We start from the raw sequence: 20,055 nt of genomic DNA on the forward strand, positions 1-20,055 counted from the left end.
GCGGTGATCATGCACAGGGCACTCAGGTGAACACCGTCGGCAGGCCCAAGGACTCTCGGAGCCGCTCGGCGTACGGTTCCCGGTCGACGGCGGGCACGTACACGGCGTCGAGGTGCCGCAGGTAGAGCTGGTCGCCCTCGTAGCGCGGGAAGACGTGCACGTGCAGGTGCCAGACGTCCTGGTCACCCGCTGGCTCGTTGTGCTGCCGCGTCGACACACCGTCGCACCGATACGCCTCCTTCATCGCCACGGCCACCCCGCGAGTCAGGTCCCAGACCGCGTGCCCGACGTCGTCGGGCACGTCGTACAGGTTCTCGTGGTGCACACGAGGGACCACCAGGGCCGCCCCGGGGTTGGCCGGCCACCACTTCGGCGCGATCCGCGCGTAGGCCAGGTCGTTCACGCCGACGACGTCGGCCGGCTGGTTCCGCTCGTCGAACACATCCCGCTGCAGCAGGCAGAACGGGCACTGGTAGTCGGGCGATCCGTGGCTCATGGTGAGGACCCTCTCCGTGCTGTTCAAGCGGCCCCCGGCTCATCACGGCGATCAGTATCGGGAGTGTTCCGCGGGTTGTCGAAACGAGCCCTACACGCTGCACGGTGTCGTCGGCGTGTCGCGTGCGGTGTGTAGGGGTGGCCGGTTCAGGAACCGGGCCTCAGAACGCCCGATGGGTCCAGTGACCCGCCAGCAGCGTGCCTGCCACCGGCATCTCCCGCAGGGCCGCGGCAGCCGCGGCATCGGCATCGACCTCGCCGCCCCCTGCCCCGACACCGACCGGATCCTCGTCCAGCACCACGAGGTCCGCCGGCCCGCCCGCTGTCGGGTACAGCCCGCGCCCGTCGGTCGACGCCTCCAGCGCCGTCCGCAGCCCGATCCGCTGCTCCGGGTGCCACGCGGCGCGCCCGTCGCGCGTGCGGCTGACCGCCGCCGCGATCGCGACCCAGGGGTCGAGCTCGGCGACGGGCGCGTCGGAGCCCAGCGCGAGCACGGCCCCGGCGTCGTCGAGGGCGCCGTACGGGAAGGCCCGCCCGGTGCGCCCCGCCCAGTACCGGTCGGCGACGTCGCGGTCGTCCATGGCGTGCTCGGGCTGGACGGACGCGATCACGCCGAGCTCGGCGAACCGGGCGAGGTCGGCGTCGCCGAGGAGCTGGGCGTGCTCGACCGAGCCGCGCGCACCGGTCGCAGCGAACGCGTCCAGCGCGAGGGCGTTGGCGTGGTCGCCGATCGCGTGGATCGCGCACTGCAGCCCGCCGTCGTGGGCGCGTTTCATGAGCGGGACCAGGTCGTCCGGCGGCACGGACAGGATCCCGTGCGCCTCCGGCCCGGTCAGGCCGGGGTACGGGTCGTGGCAGTAGGCGGTCCGGGTGTTGAGCGACCCGTCGGTGACCACCTTGTACGGGCCCTGCTCCAGCAGGCCGCCCGTGCCGGGCAGTGCGTCACCGGTGCGCAGGCCTTCGGCGAGGACGTCGTCAAGCCAGGGCGTCCAGACGCCGGCCCTGACGCGCAGCGCGTCGAACCCACCCTCGAACCGCCGGCGCCAGACCGTGAGGTTGTCCGTGATCTCCAGGTCGACGACGCCGACCACCCCACGGGCCGCTGCAGCAGCGGCGGCGTCGGCCACCCAGGTGTCGGCGAGGTCGTCCGCCACCCGGTCGACGACGGCGGACAACGGCAGCCACTCGCTCTCCCGCAGCACCCCGGTGGGGTGCGAGCCGACGCCGACGAACCGCAGGCCCGCCGTGCTGAGCCAGGCGCAGTGCAGGTCACCGGACACGAGGACGACGGGGACGGAGCCCGCCACGGCGTCGAGCATCGCCGCCGTGGGGACGTCCGGCCACAGGCCGTCCCGGAAACCGAACCCGACCAGCGCGGAGCCATGCTCCGGCGCACCGTCGGCGAGGCGGTCGCGCACGAGCCGGACAGCCTCGGCGGCGGAGCGCGCGCCGGACAGGTCGAGCCGACGCCGCACCAGTGCCCACTGCGTGAGGTGCACGTGCTTGTCCCAGAGGCCGGGCAGGACGGTACGGCCGTCCAGGTCGAGGCGCTCCACCGGCCCGCCCCGCAGGCCGCGGCCGGCCGCGGCGGCGCCGAGGTCCGCACCGGCGAGCGTGCCCGACGGCGCGACCGCGCGCACCCGGCCGTCCCGCAGCAGCAGGTCGACGGGCCTCGTGTGCCCGGCGAGCCGCGCACCGGTCAGCAGCAGCGGCTCGGCCAGGCCGTTCGCACCAGCGCCGCCCCCGCCACCCGCGCCGTTCACGCCTCGCCGCCGGTGGATCCGCCGGCCGAACCCCCGTCGGTGCCTGCGGAGCGCCTGCCGAGCTCTGCCCGCATCTCGGCAGCGAGCGTGGGCTTGGCGTAGTGCTCGTCCGCCTCGAGCGCGGCGATCACCCGTTCGGCGACGGCGCGGGGCTTGTCCTGGCTCAGCTTGGCCTTGCCCTGCCACCGGGTGACGCGCAGCCGGAACCCGGCAGCGCCCTTGGCGATGCGCCGGGCGTACTCCTCGACGTGGGGCAGTCGAACGGGATGCGGCATGACCGACTCGTACCGGTCGACGGTGTCGGACAGGACCCGGTACGACTCCGCGGGCGCGAGGAGCTCGACGGTGCAGTGCAGGTGGACGGCGACGTAGTTCCACGTCGGCACGGCGGGGGTCAGGTCGTACCAGCCGGGTGACACGTAGCCGTGCGGGCCCTGCACGATCAGCAGGGACTCGCGGCCGCTGTCCAGCCGGTGCAGCACGTCGTCGGGCCGGCCGACGTGGCCGAGCAGGCTCATCGGCTCGCCGTGCGGTGTGTCCTCCAGCAGGACCGGCAGGTGGGAGGCGACGGGCGCTCCGTCGTCGGCCACGGAGACGAGGGTGGCCCAGCCGTGGTGACGGACCAGGTCGCGCACGCGGGCCTCGTCCTCGATCTCGTAGTCGGGGTTGTCGATCACGGTGCCATCGAACCACCGCGGGCGGATCCCGGCGGACATGCCCATGGAGACGGGCCGTGCGGGTGAAATCGAGACCTGCGCGTCATCCGCGCTCCACCTGCGCGTAAGGCGCCGGTCCTACATTCGGCCGCGTGCCAGCCACCGGCGCGCCGACGGCGCCCCCACCCTCGCCCCGCCCGTGCCGGAACGCGCCGCGTGGCAGTGCCTGTGGCTGAGTCGTCGAGCAGGCAGTCGGACTACTACGCATTGCGCGGTACTGTGTTATCCGTGGATACGACACAGCTGCCAGAGGGGGTCCGCGGCAAGCGGGCCACCGGCGTGCCGACAGCGGCCTCGCCCGCCCGCTCCCGCCCGTCCCGGAGGATCGGCGCCGTCGACGGCCTGCGCGGCCTTGCGCTGATCCTCGTCGTCGCGTTCCACCTGTTCGGCCAGGGCCGCGTCTCGGGCGGCGTCGACGTGTTCCTCCTGCTGTCCGGGTACTTCGCGACGGGAACGCTGTTCCGCCGCGCCGAGGCGGGCAGCCTGCGGCTGGCGGCGCACTACGCGCGCACCCTCGCTCGGCTGCTCCCGGCCGCGCTGGTGGTGCTGGCCGCCGTCACCGTCGCCCTGCTGACGCTCGCCCCACGGATGGAGTGGTCGTCGGGCCTGCGGGAGGTCGGGGCGTCGGCGACCTTCTGGGAGAACTGGGAGCTGGTGCACGCCTCGCTCGCCTACGGGGCCGCAGGACCCGAGACGAGCCCGCTGCAGCACTTCTGGTCGCTGTCGGTGCAGGGGCAGTTCTTCGCCGCCTGGCCGCTGGTGGTGCTCGGCCTGGTCGCCTGCGCCCGGCGCCTCGGCCACGCGGGACGCCCCGGGCGCCCCGGACTCATCCCGCTCGGCACCGTCGCGCCCAGCCCGGCCGTGCTGGTCGCCGCGGTCACCGGCCTCGCGACGGCAGCGTCGTTCGCCGGCGCCCTGTGGCTCGTCACCGTGGACCAGCCGCTCGCCTACTTCAGTACGTTCACCCGGTTCTGGGAGATCGGCGCGGGCGCACTGCTCGCCCTGGCCCTCCGCGCCCGCACACCCCGCCAGGGCCCGTTGACCAACGCGCTCGGCTGGGCAGGGCTCGCCCTGGTGGTCGGTTCGGGCTTCCTGGTCGACGGCGCCCACGTGTTTCCCGGCGCCTGGGCCCTCGTCCCCGTCGGCGGTGCAGCGCTGGTGCTGGTCGCGACCGCGACCGCGCCGGCTCCGGCTGCGGCTGCGGCTGCGGTTCCGGCTCCGGCTCCGGCTCCGGCTCCGGCTCCGGCTCCGGCAGGGCAGCAGGTCTCCGAGACGGCGACCGGCCGCGGCGTCGAGCGGCTGCTGGACAGCGCTCCGCTCCGCTTCGGCGCCCGCATCTCCTACGCCCTCTACCTCTGGCACTGGCCGATCCTGATCTTCTGGCTCCTGACGGCCGACACCCACCAGGTGGACCCGGTGGCCGCCGCAGCGATCCTCACCGTCTCGACGGCCCTCGCGTGGCTCACCACGCGGTACGTCGCCGAGCCGCTGCTCGCCCTGGTCACGGACCGCCTGACCGCGCGGAGGGCCGCTGCGGCGGGCTCGTCCCCCCTGAGCTGCGACACCGCACACCGGGCTCCCACGGCGCCGTCGGGCAGGCGGACGCTCGCAGCCCTGGCCGGCGCAGCGGTGCTGGTGCTCTGCGGCACCCAGGCCGCCGCGGCCGGGCACGACGCGACGGTGCAGCAGGACATCGCCGCGCTCCTCGCGCCGTCGCCCGACCATCCAGGTGCCGCGGCGCTCGCGCCGGGCGCACCCGCCACCGGCTCACGGCCGGAGGCCCCGTTCCGGCCGGCGACGTGGGTCGCGTACGACGACCACCCGGACAGCGCAGGCTGTGCGCAGGGCGGCGACGGCACCGAGGTGCTGGAGTGCACGGTGGTGTCCCCGTCCGACCCGGCCGCCGTGGTCTACCTCGCCGGCGCCTCGCACGAGCAGCAGTACGAGGAGGCCTTCGTCGCGCTCGCCCACGAGCACCGCTGGGAGCTGCGCGAGATGTTCAAGCACGGCTGCCGCCTCACGACGTCGGTCCACGGCAGCGTGGGGCCCCGGTCGGCGTGCGCCACCTGGAACGAGGACGCCCTGGACGCCCTGGTCGCGGCCCGCCCCGACGTCGTGGTCGTGGTCGGCACGCGGACCTACGAGGGCGGCGGGCCGGAGGAGGTGCTGCCCGGCCAGGTCGAGGCGTGGCGCACCCTTGACGACGCCGGGATCACCGTGGTCACCATCCGGGACAACCCGCGCTTCGAGTGGTTCGTGCCGGAGTGCCTGACCGACGCCGCCTCCGCCGAGGACTGCGGGCGGCCGCGCGCCGAGCAGTTCGCCGACGTCTCCCCCGTGACGACCGCACCCGACGTACCGGACGACGCCGTCCACCTGGACCTCACCGACTCGATCTGCGGACCGGTCACGTGCGACGCAGTGGTCGGCAACGTGCTCGTCTACCGCGACGACGACCACCTGACCAACACGTACGTGCGGACTCTCGGCCCCGTCCTGGGCGAGCAGCTGCGCACCCGGGTCCCGTGGCTGTTCGGCCCGGACCGGCCCGGTCCCGGTCAGCCCTGGACGAACGTACCCAGCGACAGCCGGTAACCTCTCCCGCGATGAACGGCACGCGGCACGACCCCGGCCCGGACCAGCTCAAGGGCATCCTGCTGGTGCTCGTGATCTTTGGGCACACGTTCTGGCAGGGCGTCGGCGACTCATGGACCAAGTGGATGATCTACGGCTTCCACATGCCCATGTTCCTGTTCCTGTCCGGCTACATGATCTCGATGGCCCGGTTCGGCACCCGGCCATGGGGCGATCTGCTGCGCCACTACTGGAAGCGCATGCTCGCCGCCTGGCTGGTGGTCAGTGTGCTCTGGCTGGCGCTGGAGGAACCGGACGCCTTCACCGACGTCCAGTCGTTCGTCGAGGTGCTGCTGCTCCGGCCCGCGTTCCACCTCTGGTACGTGCCGATGCTGTTCCTGAGCGTGCTGCTGCTGCGCCTGCTCGGCCGACCGCTCAACAGCTCCGCCTGGGCGCGCACGGCGCTCGGCCTGGCCGCCGTCGCCGGTGCGCTGCTGTTCCAGACACCGCTGAAGGAGCTGGTACCCCCGATCGTCCTGGACAACGTCGACGCCCGGTACGCCGGGTACTTCGTCTGGGTCCTGCTCGGTGTGGCGCTCCGCAACGGCTGGCTCCCCCGCATCGGCCTGTGGTGGCTCGCACCGCTCGTCGTCGTCGGCCTCGCCGCGCGAAGCTGGGTCTACGTGTCCGACGCCGCCGGGCCCTGGTGGAGCGTCGTCGCGTTCACCGTGCTGTCCCTCGGCGCGTCCCTGTGCGTGCCTCCGCTCCGTGACGCCCTGCGTTCACGCCTGCCGATCGTCGGGGAGGCGCTGGGCACCGTCGGCAAGCACTCGCTGTACGTCTACCTGCTGCACCCGTTCGTCACGGACGCGCTGCAGACCCCTGAGGTCGGCTGGCTGCGCTCGCTGGTGCTCGGCGCGGCCGTCACGGTAGCGATCCTCGTCGCGAGCTGCATCGTGGCGGGGACCCTGGAACGGGTGGGTGCGAGGTCCCGTCAGTACCGCGGGTACGCGTAGTACAGCACCTGCGACTCCGGCACCCACTGCTCCACCACACCCCGCCGGCCTGACGGGAGCCTGCCCCCGCCCCCGGTGTTGCCGTGGATCACCTTGATCCGTGAGCCGGCCACCTGCACCACGAACATCACGTGCGACGCCTCGCCCGACGCGACGTACGAGACGAACGCCAGCGCCCCGACCCGCGGCGTCGAGCCGGTCGGCCGGTTGCGCCGGACCGAGTCCCGGTACGCCGTCCAGGTGGTCGACTGCGGCACGAGCGTCGGATGCCCCGACGCCTTGAAGAACCACGACTGGAACAGCCCGCACCACGGCGCGTCGGTGCGCGCCCACGCGTTGTACTTGCTGTGCCAGTCGTAGCGGGCGCCGTTGTCGGGATCGTGCCGCACGGTGTAGCCCACCTGCGAGCGCGCGGCAGCGACCACCTCGCCCCGGACGCCCTTCAGGCCGGTGAACGCCGTGGCGCCGTCGGCGTTCGCGTACAGGACACCGCCCTCGAACCGCTGCACACAGCCGCTCCGGGCCAGGCCGCACAGCGGGTCCATCACCGGGGCACCCAGACGGCCCTTGGCACCGCCGCGGTCGCGGTACTGGCTCAGGATGCCGCCGTGCACCCACCAGGTGCGTGCCCGGCCGGAACGAGTCACCTTCACGAGGATCCCGGTCCGGTACGAACGGGAGACGACAGTGCGCGTCACCTGCCGGAGACCCGAGGTCGGCCGGCCGACCGCCACGCCCATCTGCTCGGCCCGTGACGTCATGGACCGGTCCGCCGTCGTGAGCCTCACGCCGATTCGCGGCGTCCACGACGCCTGGGCGGTGGACGACCCGCGGTAGATGGCCCGGTACTCGTAGACCGCGCCCGCACGGATCCGCACCCGGTACCGCCCCGAGCCGTTGGTGGTGTCCCTGCCGACGGTGCGCCAGCCGGACTCGTTCGGACGCTTCCGTTGCGCGACGACGTCGCGGCCCGACGCCGGCGAGCCGCCGACGGTCAGCCGGCCGAACAGCCAGAACGTCTCGCCCTTGCGCAGTCGCCGCTCCCGGACGCCGGCGGTGAGGGCGCTGCGCCGCGCCGCCTGCACCACGGTCGTGCCGGTCGCCCCGGCGGGCGCCTCTGCCGCGGCGGCTCCGACAGGGCCGACGTTCGCGGGCGCGAGCGCGGGTGGGGGTGCCGCCGTGGCCGACCCGGCCACGACGTCGGTCGCGAGGACCATCAGGGCGACCGCCAGCCCGACGCCGGCCCGGCGCCGCCGGTGCCTGGCGCCCCGTCCTGCCCGGTCTGCCCGTGGACCGGACCACTCACCACGCTGTCCTTCCATGCCCGGCAGGGTATGACCGTCCCGCCCGGCTCGCCAGGGCGAGCGGCGCCACGCCCGTCCGGGCGGGCATGTGCGGCCGCGGGGCGGCACGAGGTCACATCGCTCGCGGAAGAACCTGCCGCAGCCGGTCCGTGACCTGGTGCATGTAGGTGCGGGTCACGTGGTTCGGGTCGCGGTACACGAGCACGTTGCCGATGACCGCTGGGCAGGACGTCTCGTCGCAGAAGTAGTCGAAGAACTCGACCTCCTTGACGCGGGGCGCCTCCTCAAGCGCTCCCGGTACCGTGTCACGGCCCTTCAGCGCGTCCTCCCTCGGCTGGTCGCACTGCGTGGGGTCCTCGTAGTTCTCGGTGACGCACTCGATCACGTCGTCCCGCGCGTGCGGCGTGTCCCGCAGCACGAGCACCTCTGATCCCCGGTCGGCGAGCTCGTTCCAGACCTCGGCCAGGCCGGACGCACCGGCGTGCTCCTCCGAGCCGCGCGCGGCGAGCGAGTACGACTCCTGGAAGCTGGTGACCACCACCTCCGGCGCGAGCTCACGCAGCTCGGCCCGGGTCTGCTCGTTGGCTGCGGAGCAGGCCTCCACCTCCGGCCCGCTGCCGTTGCGCGGGCCGGCGCTGTACGGGCACGCGGAGTGCAGGTAGGTGACGACGCGCCAGCCGCGCTCCGTGGCGACCTTGGTGACGGGCTCGGCGAACATCGCCGCGTGCGAGTCCCCGACGACGGCGACGGTGGCCTTGGGGTCGTCCGTGACGCCGAACTCGCACATGCTCGTGACCGTCGCTCGCTGCGCCGCCTGGCAGGCCTTGATCGCGGGGTGCTTGTCCTCTGCGGCCTTGATCGGGTTGGGCGAGATCGCGGTGTTCCCGTCGACGAACGGCGCGAAGCCCTCCTCGATCCCCTCGGGGATGGTCTCGTCCGCCTCGCCGGCTGCCGCCTGGGCGTTGCTGTCCCAGCGCTCGATGGTGCCCTGCACCCGCAGCGGCAGCGTCAGGGTGAGCCCGGCGACGAGCACCATCGCGAGCAGCGCCGCCACGAGCATGCGGCCGTCGGCCCTGAACCAGCTCGCCGTGCGGATCGGCTGCTCGACGAGGGTGTAGCTCGCGATCGCCATGGCGAACGAGGTGACGAGGATCAGCAGGACGTCGGTCGGCCTCGGTTCGCGGCCCGTGTAGAGGCCGAAGAACACGATGACCGGGAAGTGCCACAGGTAGAGCGAGTACGAGATGTCACCGGTGCGCTGCACGGCCCAGGACTCGGCGACGACGCGCAACGAACCAGGGCCAGAGGTGCGACCGGCCAGGATCACCGCGCACGCGCCCAGCGTCGGCGCGAGGGCGGCCACGCCGGGGAACGGGGTCCCGTCGTCGAACAGGCAGGCCGCAGCCACGATGGTGGCGACGCCGAACACGGCCAGCGTGTTGCGCAGCGGCGCGAACCGCTGGTTGTCGCGGATCAGCAGCGCCAGGATGCCGCCGGCCGCGAGCTCCCAGACCCGGGTCAGCGTGGAGTAGTACGCCACCGGGTCGCTGCCCATCGACTGCTTGATGCCCCAGGCGAACGAGGCGACGGCGACCGCGCCGAAGATCACCAGCAGGATGCGGCGCAGCGCCGCCGGGTTCGCCGACGCGACGCCGCGCCGCGCACCGCCCCAGAGGCCGACCGCGAGCAGCACGAGCAGTGGCCAGCCGAGGTAGAACTGTTCCTCGACGCCCAGCGACCAGAAGTGCTGGAAGGCCGTCGGGTCGTTGGTCGCCGCCTGGTAGTCGACGGCCTCTCCCGCAAGTGCCCAGTTCTCCACGTAGAGGACGGAGGCGAGAGCCTGCCGCCACCACGACTCCACCAGCGACGGCGGGAGCAGCACGAGCGCGAGCACGATCACGCCGACGGTGGTGACGAGGGAAGCGGGCAGGATGCGTCGGGCTCGCGCTGCCCAGAACCGCTTCAGGCTCACGCGTCCGGTGGTGGACACCTCGCGCCACAGGTGTCCCGTGATGAGGAACCCGGAGATGACGAAGAAGACGTCGACGCCGATGTAGCCGCCCGGCAGGACGGCCGGGTCGATGTGATAGACGAGCACCAGCAGCACCGCGAGGGCTCGCAGGGCCTGGACCTCCGGGCGGAACCTCCGTGGGCGGACCGAGGGCTCGGCCACCCGGCTCGGCGTGGCGGCGGGCGTGGTCGTCGTTGCCGTCATGTCGTGTCGTCGCGCTCTTCATCTCGGGGAACCAGAAGGGACCACTGTGCCACAAAGGGTGAATTTCCCGGGTGAAATCGCTCTGCGAGGCGGTGAAGAGTTCGAGTTTTCCTTCCGTTTCAACTGTGGAGGAGCGGTGGGCAATTTCTGCCAGGACGCGTAGGTTGCGGTACGGGCCCCACCCGGGGGCCCGTCTTCATCCAGGAGAGTGATCCATGCGCATCTCCCACTCCCGGCGAGCACTCGCCGTCGCTACCGCGACGACCCTCGCGCTCACCGCGCTCGGCACCGGCGCCGGGTACGCGGCGGACGAGCCGGAGTCAACACCCGTCCCGATCGTCACACCCGACGGGGCCCTGTTCTCCTACGTCGTCAACACGGAGGACACCAGGAGCCGTGACACCGCGCTCGCCATCAAGGCGATCCAGCGGGCCGACGGCGTCGTCGTACAGGCCTGGTCGCAGATCGGCGTGATCGTCGCGCACTCGGCCAACGGGTCGTTCCGCGAGGACGTGCTCGCGGCCGACCGGGTCGGCGTCGTCGAGTCCGTCGGTGCCACCCGCACCGTCAGCCCCACCGAGGGCACACCTGGCGCGGACACTGCCGTCGGCGCCAAGAAGAGCAAGACCGTGGTCGGTCAGGCCAAGAAGGACACCACCGGCTGGACCGTCGACGAGCCGGCCGGCACGACCGCCGTCCCCGACCCGGGCGAGGCGACGCAGTGGGACATGGAGATGATCAAGGCCGACCAGGCCCTGGCGATCAACCCCGGCTCGTCCGACGTCGTCGTCGGCGTGCTGGACTCCGGGATCGACGCGTCACACCCGGACCTGGCGACCCAGGTCGACGCCGACTCGTCGGTGAACTGCACCGACGGCGGCAGGCCGGACATGTCGGCGACCGGCTGGCTGCCGACCACGTCCGACCACGGCACGCACGTCGCGGGCACCATCGCCGCCGCACAGAACGGCGTCGGCATCGTCGGCGTCGCGCCGGGCGTCAAGATGGCCTCGGTCAAGGTCGTGAACGACGACGGGTTCATCTACCCCGAGTACGCGATCTGCGGCTTCATCTGGGCGGGCATGAACCGCATGGACGTCACGAACAACTCGTACTACATCGACCCGTTCATGTACTGGTGCGAGGACCAGCCTGACCAGCAGGCCGCGAAGGAAGCCGTGCGCCGCGCGGTGGACTTCTCGACCAAGCGCGGTGTGGTGCACGCCGCCGCGGCGGGCAACGCCGCCACCGACCTGGCCAACAACACCACGGACGCGTCGAGCCCGAACGACTCGACCGCCGTGGACCGGGTGATCAACTCCGGCTGCGAGGACATCCCCGCGGAGCTGGACGGCGTCGTGACGGTCTCGTCGCTGACCCAGGCCGGGAACCTGAGCTCGTTCTCGAACCGCGGCCTCGGCAAGATCGACGTCTCCGCCCCGGGCAGCGCCATCCTGTCCACCGAGCTCGACGGCACGTGGGACCTCAAGAGCGGCACGTCGATGGCGTCCCCGCACGTCGCGGGCGTGCTGGCGCTCATGAAGTCGGAGCACCCGCGCTGGAGCCCTGCGAAGCTGGAGGCGGCGGTCCGCGCCCAGGCCGACGACCACGAGTGCACCACCACGACGGCCGGGCCGGCCTGCGTGGGCGGGCTCGAGGAGAACAGCTTCTACGGTGACGGCATCGCCGACGCCCTGGACGCGGTGACCCACTGACGATCCAGCCGAGGTAGTCATCCGGGCAGGTAGTCATCCGGCGAGGTAGTCACTCAGCATGCTCTGGGTGACTACCTCGCTGCCTGTGCCACGTCGCCGGGTGACCGCCTCGGCGGTCAGAAGCGCGTCTGGATCGCCGGGCTGCGCATCGGGTCGACGAAGAGCCAGCCCGCCTTCACCTGGAGGGCGCGGCGCAGGGGCCGCTGGAGAGTCGCCGCGTAGGTGGCGGTCATGTGGTTGTCGTCGCGGTAGGTCAGCACGTTGCCGACGACGCCGGCGCAGAGCTGCACCCCGCAGATGTACCGGGACAGGTCGATGTGCACCGCCGACTCCGGCACCCCCGGGGTGTCCTCGACCGGGTTGACGGGCGCGTACACCTCCGCGCGGGCACGCCCGCAGCCGACGCCGTCCGGGTGCTGCTCGACACAGGACGGCACCTGGAAGGTGAACCGCGGGTTGTCCCGGAGCGTGATCACCCGGATGCCCGCGCCGGCCAGCTGCCGCCAGGCACGCGACTCGGCGGGGATCACCTTGTCGCCGACGCCGGTGGGCGAGGTGCGGCTGCCGACGACCATCACCGCGTCGGGCCGCATCTGCTCGAGCAGCTCCAGCGCGTTGACGCGCCACGACCAGCACCGGTCGAGACCTGTTGCGGTTCCGACGGGAGCCGCGAGCCGGCAGCCACGCCGCGCCAGCAGCAGCACCTGCCAGTTCTCGTCCTGGCCGATCTCCCTCATCGCAGGGGTCCACTGGACGATGTGCGAGTCGCCCACCATGACGACCACGTGGTCGGCGTCCGGGTGGTCGGTCAGCGTGCACAGCAGCGGGGCGTCCGAGCCCGGCGTCACGACGTTGCCCTGGATGCATCCTTCGTCGTCGACGGCGGGCAGGTCCAGCGCCGCCACCGCCGGCGCCGGCTGGACGTCGAGGTCGTCGGGGACCGGCATCTGGTGGGAGGGGCTCAGGGCGAGCGCACCCGGGTACTGGTCCGGCCCGGTGTCGGCTGCGACGTCCGCTGCCGCCGCGAGCAGCTGGGCGTCCCGCCGGTCGAGCACCGTCAGCCCGCCCAGGGCTGCCCCCGCGACGAGCGCGACGCTGACGGCAGCGGCCGTGAGAGCACGGCCGCTGCCGAACGCCTCGCGGAACCGTTGCGCCGGATCGGCCACGAGCTTCGTCGTGAGCCACGACAGCACGACCGACGTCGACATGATCGCCGCGGCACCGAGCCAGTCCACCCGGGGTAGCCCCGTGTAGTGCAGGTAGGCGATCAGCAGGGGCCAGTGCCACAGGTACAGCGCGTACGAGATGTCGGCGACGAAGCGCAGCGGCGCCACCTGCAACAGGCCCCGGGGGCCCCAGGCGGGTCCGCCGGAGCCAAGGAGCACGAGCAGCGCGCCCGCGACCGGCCACCAGGCCCACTCGCCGGGGAACAGGGCACCACCGTCGAGCACGAAGCCGCTGGAGACGACCAGCCCGAGCCCGACCCAGCCGAGCACCGGCCGCAGGAACCCCGGGACCCGCAGCCACGGCAGCACCACGGCGAGCAGACCACCGACCCCGAGCTCCCAGAACCGAGCCCAGGAGTGGAAGTAGGCGACCGGCTGGTCCAGCGCGTGCAGGTTCTGGGCGAAGACGAACGACGCCACCACCATGCCGACGACCACGACGAGCAGCAGCTGGCGGGCGCTGACCCACAGCAGCCGCGCCAGCGCGGCCACGATCAGCACGACGATCGGCCAGGCCAGGAAGAACTGGCCCTGCACGGACATCGACCAGAAGTGCTGGAGCGCGCTGGTCTGCGGGCCGGCCGCGCCGTAGGCGAGCTGTCCCGAGATCATCTCCCAGTTCACGTAGTACAGGGCGGAGGCGAGGATCTCGCGCCCGGTCTGCGCCCAGACGCCCTGCGGCATGACCCACCAGGCCAGGCCGGCGGTCGCGACGAGCACGACGAGCGCCGGCGGGACGAGCCGGGAGAACGTCCGCCCGTAGTGCTCGCCAAGGCGCAGCTCGCGGCGCTCGGCGCGGCGCAGCAGCGACCCGGTCGCCAGGAATCCCGACACGACGAGGAAGACGTCGACGCCGCCGGACACCCGGCCGTCGCCGAACAGGTGGAACGCGACGACGAGGGCCAGCGCCAGACCGCGCAGGCCGTGCAGCTCGGGAATGTGCGTGGTCCGTCGGCGCGCAGCGGGCCGGTCAGCGGCTACCGGGGCGCCGGGCGCCCCGCCATCCGTCCCGTCAACACCCGTCGGCCCACCTGAGATGGGCGGCGGGCTGGAGACAACGGTCACCTGTGGTCCTTCGGAGTCGGTCTGCGAACCGTGGTCACACATCACGTGGACAGACGTCCTCGGCAAAAGACCACCTCAGCACAGCGTAGGGCCGCTGACCCAGGTCAGCGGCCCTACGGAGGCGCGGATAGCGTCAGGATTCCGTAACGGCGCCCGTCACGGTCCTGCCACTCCGGCCCGGCTGCTCAGTACTGGTGTGCCGCCCCACCGATCATCCCGGCGGCGACGGTCTTGTTGGTCGCCTCGTCGACGAGGATGAACGCGCCCGTCTGGCGGTTGGCCTGGTAGGAGTCCACGAACAGCGGCTTGGTCACGCGCATCTTGATGCGCGCGATCTCGTTCAGCTTGATCTCGGTGGCTTCCTCGTCGCGGTGCAGCGTGTTCACGTCGACGCGGTAGTTGATGGTCTTCACCATCGCCCGTGCCCACCGGGTGGTGTGCTTGATCGCGTACTTCTTGCCCTGCACCAGCGACGCCGACTCGTCCATCCAGCAGATCTGGGCGTCGACGTCCTGCGTGACCGTCGGGACGTTGTTCGGGCGGCAGATCATGTCACCACGCGAGATGTCGATCTCGTCCGCCAGGCGCACCGTCACCGACATGGGCGGGTACGCCTCGTCGACCGGGCCGTCGGCCGTGTCGATGGACTCGATCGTCGTCTCCAGGCCGGCCGGGAGGGCCAGCACCCGGTCGCCGGGCTTCATGACGCCGGACGCGACGGTGCCCGCGTAGCCGCGGTAGTCCCGTGCGTCGTTCTGCTGCGGCCGGATCACGTACTGCACCGGGAACCGGACGTCGACGAGGTTGCGGTCCGACGCGACGTGCAGCCGCTCGAGGTGGCTGAGCAGCGGCGAGCCGTCGAACCAGGGCATCTTCTCCGACCTGGTCACGACGTTGTCGCCCACGAGGGCCGACACCGGGATGAAGGTCAGGTCGGGCACCCGCAGGCGCGACGCGAACTCGGTGAACTCGGCGCGGATCTGCTCGAACACCTGCTCGTCGTAGTCGACCAGGTCCATCTTGTTCACGCAGACCACCACGTGCGGCACACCGAGCAGCGTCGCGAGGAACGTGTGCCGGCGCGACTGCTCGACGACGCCCTTGCGGGCGTCCACGAGGATCAGCGCCACGTCCGCCGTCGAGGCGCCCGTGACCATGTTCCGCGTGTACTGGGTGTGGCCCGGGGTGTCCGCGATGATGAACTTGCGCTTGGGCGTCGCGAAGTAGCGGTACGCCACGTCGATGGTGATGCCCTGCTCACGCTCGGCGCGCAGGCCGTCCGTCAGGAGCGACAGGTCCGCGTAGTCGTTGCCACGGTCCTTGCTGACCTGCTCGACCGACTCGAGCTGGTCGGCGAAGATCGACTTGCTGTCGAAGAGCAGGCGGCCGATCAGCGTCGACTTCCCGTCGTCGACCGAGCCGGCCGTGGCGAACCGGAGCAGGTCGCCGCTGACGACCTCGCTGAGAGTCTCGGAGGCGCCCGTGTCCTCGGGCAGAGTCGTCGTCATCAGAAGTAGCCTTCCTTCTTGCGGTCCTCCATGGCGGCCTCGCTCACCTTGTCGTCGCCGCGCGTGGCGCCGCGCTCGGTCAGACGGACCGCGGCGACCTCCTCGACGACGGCGTGGAGCGTGCTCGCCTCGGACGCGACGCACGCGGTGAGGTTCGCGTCGCCGACCGTGCGGTAGCGCGTGGACCTGACCTCGGCGGTCTCGCCGTCCTTGAGCGGGGTGAAGCCGTTGACCTCGAAGAGCATGCCGCCGCGCTCCACGACCTCGCGCTCCTTGGCGAGGTAGAGGTCAGGCAGGTCGATCTCCTCGGCCTCGATGTAGGCCCAGATGTCCAGCTCGGTCCAGTTGGACAGCGGGAACACGCGGATGGACTCGCCCTGGTGGACCCGGCCGTTGTACAGGCTCCAGATCTCCGGGCGCTGGTTCTTCGGGTCCCACTGGCCGAAGTCGTCGCGGAAGGAGAACACGCGCTCCTTGGCACGGGCCTTCTCCTCGTCGCGGCGCCCACCGCCGAACAGGGCGTCGAAGCCGTGCTTCTCCACGGCCTCGAGCAGCACCGGCGTCTGGATCCGGTTGCGGGAGCCGTTCGGCTCCTCCTGGACCAGACCCCGGTCGATCCCCTCCTGCACCGAGGCGATGACGAGCTGCACTCCCGTGCGCTCCACCCACCGGTCACGGCAGTCGAGCACGGTCTGGAAGTTCAGCCCTGTGTCGACGTGCATGATCGGGAACGGGACGCGCGCCGGCGCGAAGGCCTTCACGGCGAGGTGCAGCATGACGATGGAATCCTTGCCGCCGGAGAACAGCAGACACGGCCGTTCCATCTCGGCGACCACCTCACGCATGATGTGGATGCTCTCGGCCTCCAGGCTGCGCAGCTGGCTCAGGACGTGACTCTTCACTCCTTAAGCACCTTCCTTGCTATCTGCCCCGACCACGGACACGACACCAACGGTGTCGAGCAGCTCGCGCAAGCGCTGAGCCAGTGCCGGGGGGCATACGAACAGGTCAGGGAGCCAGGGGCTCTCCCGGTTGTACTCGAGCTCGGATCCGTCGAGACGCGTGCAGACGAGTCCCCTGGACCGGGCGACGGCAACGGGGGCGGCAGAGTCCCACTCGTACTGCCCACCGCCGTGGACATAAGCGTCCACCGTACCGTCGGCGACCGCCATCATCTTGACGCCCGCAGAGCCCATGGGCACGAGCTCGACGTCGTCCCGCTCGGCCAAGGCTGCCACGAACGCGGGCGGACGGCTGCGGCTGGCCGCGATCCGTAGCGGGCGGCTCCCGGACAGCACGGCGGTGGTGCTGTCGCCGTCCGGCACCGCACCGTCTCCCGTGGCCAGGACCTGTCCGCGGGCCGGCAGTGCGACCGCGCCGACCGTCAGCCCGGGGCCGCGCTCCCAGAGGGCGATGTGCACGGCGAAGTCGTCGCGCCACTGCCCGGCCACGGACCCGTCGGCGTGCCGCTCCGCGAACTCGCGGGTGCCGTCGAGCGGGTCGATGATCCACACCCGGTCCGCATCGAGGCGGGACAGGTCGTCCTTGGCCTCCTCGGAGAGGAGGGCGTCAGCGGGCCGAGCGGCGGCCAGCGCGGCCGCGAGCCAGGCCTGAGCGGCGGCATCGCCCGCGTCCTTGAACTCCTTGGCCACGAAGGAGCCACCGGAGGCGTCGACCTCGGCGCGGAGCGCGAGCAGCACCTCCGCGGCTCCCGAGGCCAGTGCGCTCGCGAGGGTGCCGTCGTCGAGCGACGCCGAGGGAAGCGTGGGGGACGGCGCGTTCATCGATCTCCAGGTCTGCGGAATCTTCGGGTGGTCCACCGCGAACGACACCTGCCCAGGACGGGCTTCCAGGCGGTAGCGGGGTGAACTCCGGCGAACGCGCCGAGGCTACCATTCGTGCATGCGATCCATTGTCAGGGGGCCAGTTCCATGCTGATCGACAACCCAGGAACACGCATGCCCTTTAAGCCGACCGAGTTCGTCGGAATTAAGACGGGTGTGGCCCCGAGCAGCGAGGGAGCTCGCCCGTGAGCATCGACCCGGCACTGATCGTCGGTGGGCTGCTGGTCGGCTTCATCGTGGGGCTCACCGGCATGGGCGGCGGCGCGCTGATGACGCCCATGCTGATCTTCGTCTTCCGCGTGGACCCGCTCGTCGCCGTCTCCAGCGACGTGGTCGCCAGCCTGTTCATGAAGCCGGCGGGCGCGTTCGTGCACCTCCGCCGCAAGACGGTCAACCTCAAGCTCGTCCTCTGGCTGTGCGTCGGATCGGTCCCCGCCGCCTTCTCCGGCGCCCTCCTCATCAAGGTGCTGCCGTTCGGCGATTCCTTCGACACGGCCCTCCTGCGGGTGCTCGGCGTCGCCCTGCTCATCGCGTCCGCCGGCCTCGTGGTCCGCGCGGTCCTGCAGATGGTGCGCAGCCGGTCGGCGTTCGGCGAGGGCCCCGCCCGCCCGTCCGCCCCGCGGGAGCTCGTGGTGCGTCCCCTCCCCACCGCGCTCCTCGGCGCCCTGGCCGGGCTCCTGGTCGGCATGACGTCGGTCGGCGCGGGCTCGATCGTCATCGTCGTGCTCCTCCTGCTCTACCCGGCGCTGAAGGCGTCGCAGCTGGTCGGGACGGACCTGGTCCAGGCGGTGCCGCTCGTCGCGGCGGCGTCGCTGGGGCACATCCTGTACGGCGACTTCTCGCTCGGCCTGACGACGTCCCTGCTCATCGGGGCCATCCCCGGCGCGTGGTTCGGTGCGCACGTGTCCTCGCGTGCACCGGGCGGGATCATCCGCCGTGCCCTGGCAATCCTCCTGCTGGCCTCGGCGCTCAAGCTGCTGGGCGCGAGCCTCCCCGTGGTCCTCGGCGCCGCCGCTGCCGCCCTCGTGCTCGGCAACCTCACCTGGTTCCTGGTCAAGCGCCGCTTCGCTGCCGGCTCGGCCGCACCCGTAGCAGACTCGGTCCCGCAGGAGCCGGCCGGGGTCCGCGCCGACAGTGCCCCTGGCGCCTCGGACGGATCCGCAGGCGACACCACCGACGACCCAGCAGACGACCCGGCCGAAGACCCGGCCGAAGACCCGGCCGAAGACCCGGCAGAAACGAGCCCCCGCAGATGACCGACTCCCCCGCCCGCGTCCTGTCCGACGACGAGCTGGACCTGCTCGAGCTGGCGCTCGGCGGCGCCGTCCCGCCGACGGTCCTCACGGCGGCCCTGCCCGGCGTCCCGTCCGACGTGGTCCTGACCGACGCGGAGAACACCCCGCTGGCCCGCCTGACGGCGCGGCCCGGCGCGTTGCCCGACGTGCTCGAGCCGCTCAAGCCCGTTGCCGCGGCGATCGGCCCGCAGTGGGACCCCGCAGTTCGCCGGCCTGCCCGCGACGTGCGGGCGGACCTGGAGACCGGTACGGGGGACGACGCCGAGAACAGCGTCGGGCTGCTCGTGTCCGAGGTACCGACCTGCGAGGAGTCCGACACCGCCGTAGCCCTTGTCACCGGCGGTGGCACGGAGGGGGCCGCCGGCACGCCCACCAGCACGGTGCTGCTGCTCGTGCCGGTCGCACGGCGCGCCCCGGAAGCCGGCGCCGTCGGTGCTCCCGGGCTGGTGCGTGCGGCCTCGGGCCTGGCCGCCACGCTGGCCGAGCGCACCGCCGCGCGGGTGCGGACCGTCGTCGTGCCGTGGTCGGGACTGGGCGGGACCGCCCTGGAGGACGTGGGGGCCGCCTACGGCGCCGCGCGCGTCGAGACGCTCGCAGCGCGACGCTCCCCCGCGACCGCCGCCGGCGTTGCTGCCCTGCCCCGCGTGCAGGACGACGCGGTGCGGGCGCTGTACCCGCCCGCCTCGGCCGCCGAGGTGATCCGCGCGACGAAGGGCGTCCACCGCCGGGGCGCCGTCGTGTTCTTCACCGGCCTGTCCGGCTCGGGCAAGTCGACGGTGGCGCGTGCGCTGGCCGCCGAGCTGGACGACGACGGCCTTGGAACCACCCTGCTCGACGGCGACGAGGTACGGCACCACCTGTCGAAGGGCCTCGGGTTCGACCGGGAGTCCCGCGAGACCAACGTGGAGCGCATCGGGTACGTGGCTGCCCTGGTGGCCAAGCACGGCGGCATCGCCGTCGCAGCGCCCATCGCGCCGTTCGCGGCCGGCCGGGCGAGGGTGCGGACGCTGGCAGAGGAGGCGGGGGCGCACTTCGTCCTCGTCCACATCAGCACTCCGCTGGCGGTGTGCGAGGCCCGCGACCGCAAGGGCTTCTACGCCAAGGCGCGGGCCGGAGAGATTGCAGAGTTCACGGGGATCTCCTCGCCCTACGAGGAGCCCGACGACGCCGACCTGGTCATCGACACCACCGACGTACCGGTGCCCGACGCTGTCGAGACGGTCCGTCGCCATCTCACGTCCCTGCTGGCTGACCCGCCGAGGTAGACGTACGGCGAGGTAGACGTACAGCGAGGTAGACGTACAGCGAGGTAGTCACCC

14 protein-coding genes are annotated in these 20,055 nt (G+C 72.2%); 5 read left to right on the forward strand and 9 right to left on the reverse strand.

The features are described 5' to 3' along the window. Positions 1-22: 22 nt before the first annotated feature. The 3 genes from ACFS27_RS06655 to ACFS27_RS06665 form a co-directional block, all read right to left on the reverse strand. The gene (locus ACFS27_RS06655; RefSeq protein ID WP_377181203.1) at positions 23-496 is read right to left on the reverse strand and encodes an HIT family protein; all 474 of its coding nucleotides are present in this window, start codon (positions 494-496) and stop codon (positions 23-25) included. A gap of 160 nt (positions 497-656) precedes the next feature. Further along, a complete protein-coding gene (locus ACFS27_RS06660) occupies positions 657-2,258 on the reverse strand; it encodes an amidohydrolase (protein ID WP_377181205.1) in 1,602 nt (533 codons plus the stop codon). Beyond that, on the reverse strand, positions 2,255-2,935 hold the full coding sequence (locus tag ACFS27_RS06665) for an FMN-binding negative transcriptional regulator (RefSeq protein WP_377181207.1): 681 nt from the start codon (positions 2,933-2,935) through the stop codon (positions 2,255-2,257). Before ACFS27_RS06665 ends, ACFS27_RS06660 begins: the two co-directional genes overlap by 4 nt. Before the next feature lie 267 nt (positions 2,936-3,202). Here ACFS27_RS06665 and ACFS27_RS06670 point away from each other — a divergent pair, with 267 nt between their 5' ends. Both ACFS27_RS06670 and ACFS27_RS06675 read left to right on the forward strand, forming a co-directional pair. Beyond that, the gene (locus tag ACFS27_RS06670; protein ID WP_377181209.1) at positions 3,203-5,569 is read left to right on the forward strand and encodes an acyltransferase family protein; all 2,367 of its coding nucleotides are present in this window, start codon (positions 3,203-3,205) and stop codon (positions 5,567-5,569) included. A gap of 11 nt (positions 5,570-5,580) precedes the next feature. Next, complete coding sequence (locus ACFS27_RS06675) at positions 5,581-6,564, forward strand: acyltransferase family protein (protein WP_377181211.1); 984 nt, start codon at positions 5,581-5,583, stop codon at positions 6,562-6,564. Here the strand turns inward: ACFS27_RS06675 and ACFS27_RS06680 are convergent. Together ACFS27_RS06680 and ACFS27_RS06685 are read right to left on the reverse strand one after the other, a co-directional pair. After that, a complete protein-coding gene (locus ACFS27_RS06680) occupies positions 6,543-7,886 on the reverse strand; it encodes a CHAP domain-containing protein (protein ID WP_377181213.1) in 1,344 nt (447 codons plus the stop codon). The two genes, ACFS27_RS06675 and ACFS27_RS06680, sit on opposite strands and share 22 nt — an antisense overlap. A 94-nt stretch (positions 7,887-7,980) precedes the next feature. Next, positions 7,981-10,083: an acyltransferase family protein gene (locus ACFS27_RS06685; protein ID WP_377181215.1), complete on the reverse strand. Its 2,103-nt coding sequence runs from the start codon at positions 10,081-10,083 to the stop codon at positions 7,981-7,983. A gap of 215 nt (positions 10,084-10,298) precedes the next feature. Here ACFS27_RS06685 and ACFS27_RS06690 point away from each other — a divergent pair, with 215 nt between their 5' ends. Further along, positions 10,299-11,798 carry a S8 family peptidase gene (locus ACFS27_RS06690; protein ID WP_377181217.1) on the forward strand — a complete coding sequence of 500 codons (1,500 nt, stop codon included), beginning with the start codon at positions 10,299-10,301 and terminating at the stop codon, positions 11,796-11,798. A 116-nt stretch (positions 11,799-11,914) separates the two neighbouring features. Here the strand turns inward: ACFS27_RS06690 and ACFS27_RS06695 are convergent, their stop codons facing one another. The 4 genes from ACFS27_RS06695 to ACFS27_RS06710 all read right to left on the reverse strand — a co-directional run bounded on the left by ACFS27_RS06695 (position 11,915) and on the right by ACFS27_RS06710 (position 17,381). Continuing rightward, on the reverse strand, positions 11,915-14,089 hold the full coding sequence (locus ACFS27_RS06695; protein WP_377181219.1) for an acyltransferase family protein: 2,175 nt from the start codon (positions 14,087-14,089) through the stop codon (positions 11,915-11,917). Between the two features lie 185 nt (positions 14,090-14,274). Then, entirely contained in the window at positions 14,275-15,597 is a 1,323-nt protein-coding gene (gene cysN / locus ACFS27_RS06700) for a sulfate adenylyltransferase subunit CysN (protein ID WP_377181221.1), read from the reverse strand. Further along, the gene (gene cysD, locus ACFS27_RS06705; protein ID WP_377181223.1) at positions 15,597-16,499 is read right to left on the reverse strand and encodes a sulfate adenylyltransferase subunit CysD; all 903 of its coding nucleotides are present in this window, start codon (positions 16,497-16,499) and stop codon (positions 15,597-15,599) included. Before cysD ends, cysN begins: the two co-directional genes overlap by 1 nt. A gap of 3 nt (positions 16,500-16,502) precedes the next feature. Beyond that, complete coding sequence (locus ACFS27_RS06710; RefSeq protein ID WP_377181225.1) at positions 16,503-17,381, reverse strand: 3'(2'),5'-bisphosphate nucleotidase CysQ; 879 nt, start codon at positions 17,379-17,381, stop codon at positions 16,503-16,505. A gap of 245 nt (positions 17,382-17,626) precedes the next feature. Here ACFS27_RS06710 and ACFS27_RS06715 point away from each other — a divergent pair, with 245 nt between their 5' ends. Both ACFS27_RS06715 and cysC read left to right on the forward strand, forming a co-directional pair. Then, positions 17,627-18,697 carry a sulfite exporter TauE/SafE family protein gene (locus ACFS27_RS06715; protein ID WP_377181227.1) on the forward strand — a complete coding sequence of 357 codons (1,071 nt, stop codon included), beginning with the start codon at positions 17,627-17,629 and terminating at the stop codon, positions 18,695-18,697. After that, positions 18,694-20,001 (forward strand): adenylyl-sulfate kinase, encoded by a 1,308-nt coding sequence (cysC, locus tag ACFS27_RS06720; RefSeq protein ID WP_377181229.1) that lies wholly within the window; start codon positions 18,694-18,696, stop codon positions 19,999-20,001. The genes ACFS27_RS06715 and cysC overlap by 4 nt, the downstream gene beginning before the upstream one ends. Positions 20,002-20,055 lie beyond the last annotated feature (54 nt).

This window comes from Promicromonospora vindobonensis, from assembly GCF_042685865.1.
In the GTDB taxonomy this organism is placed as follows: Bacteria; Actinomycetota; Actinomycetes; order Actinomycetales; family Cellulomonadaceae; genus Promicromonospora; species Promicromonospora vindobonensis.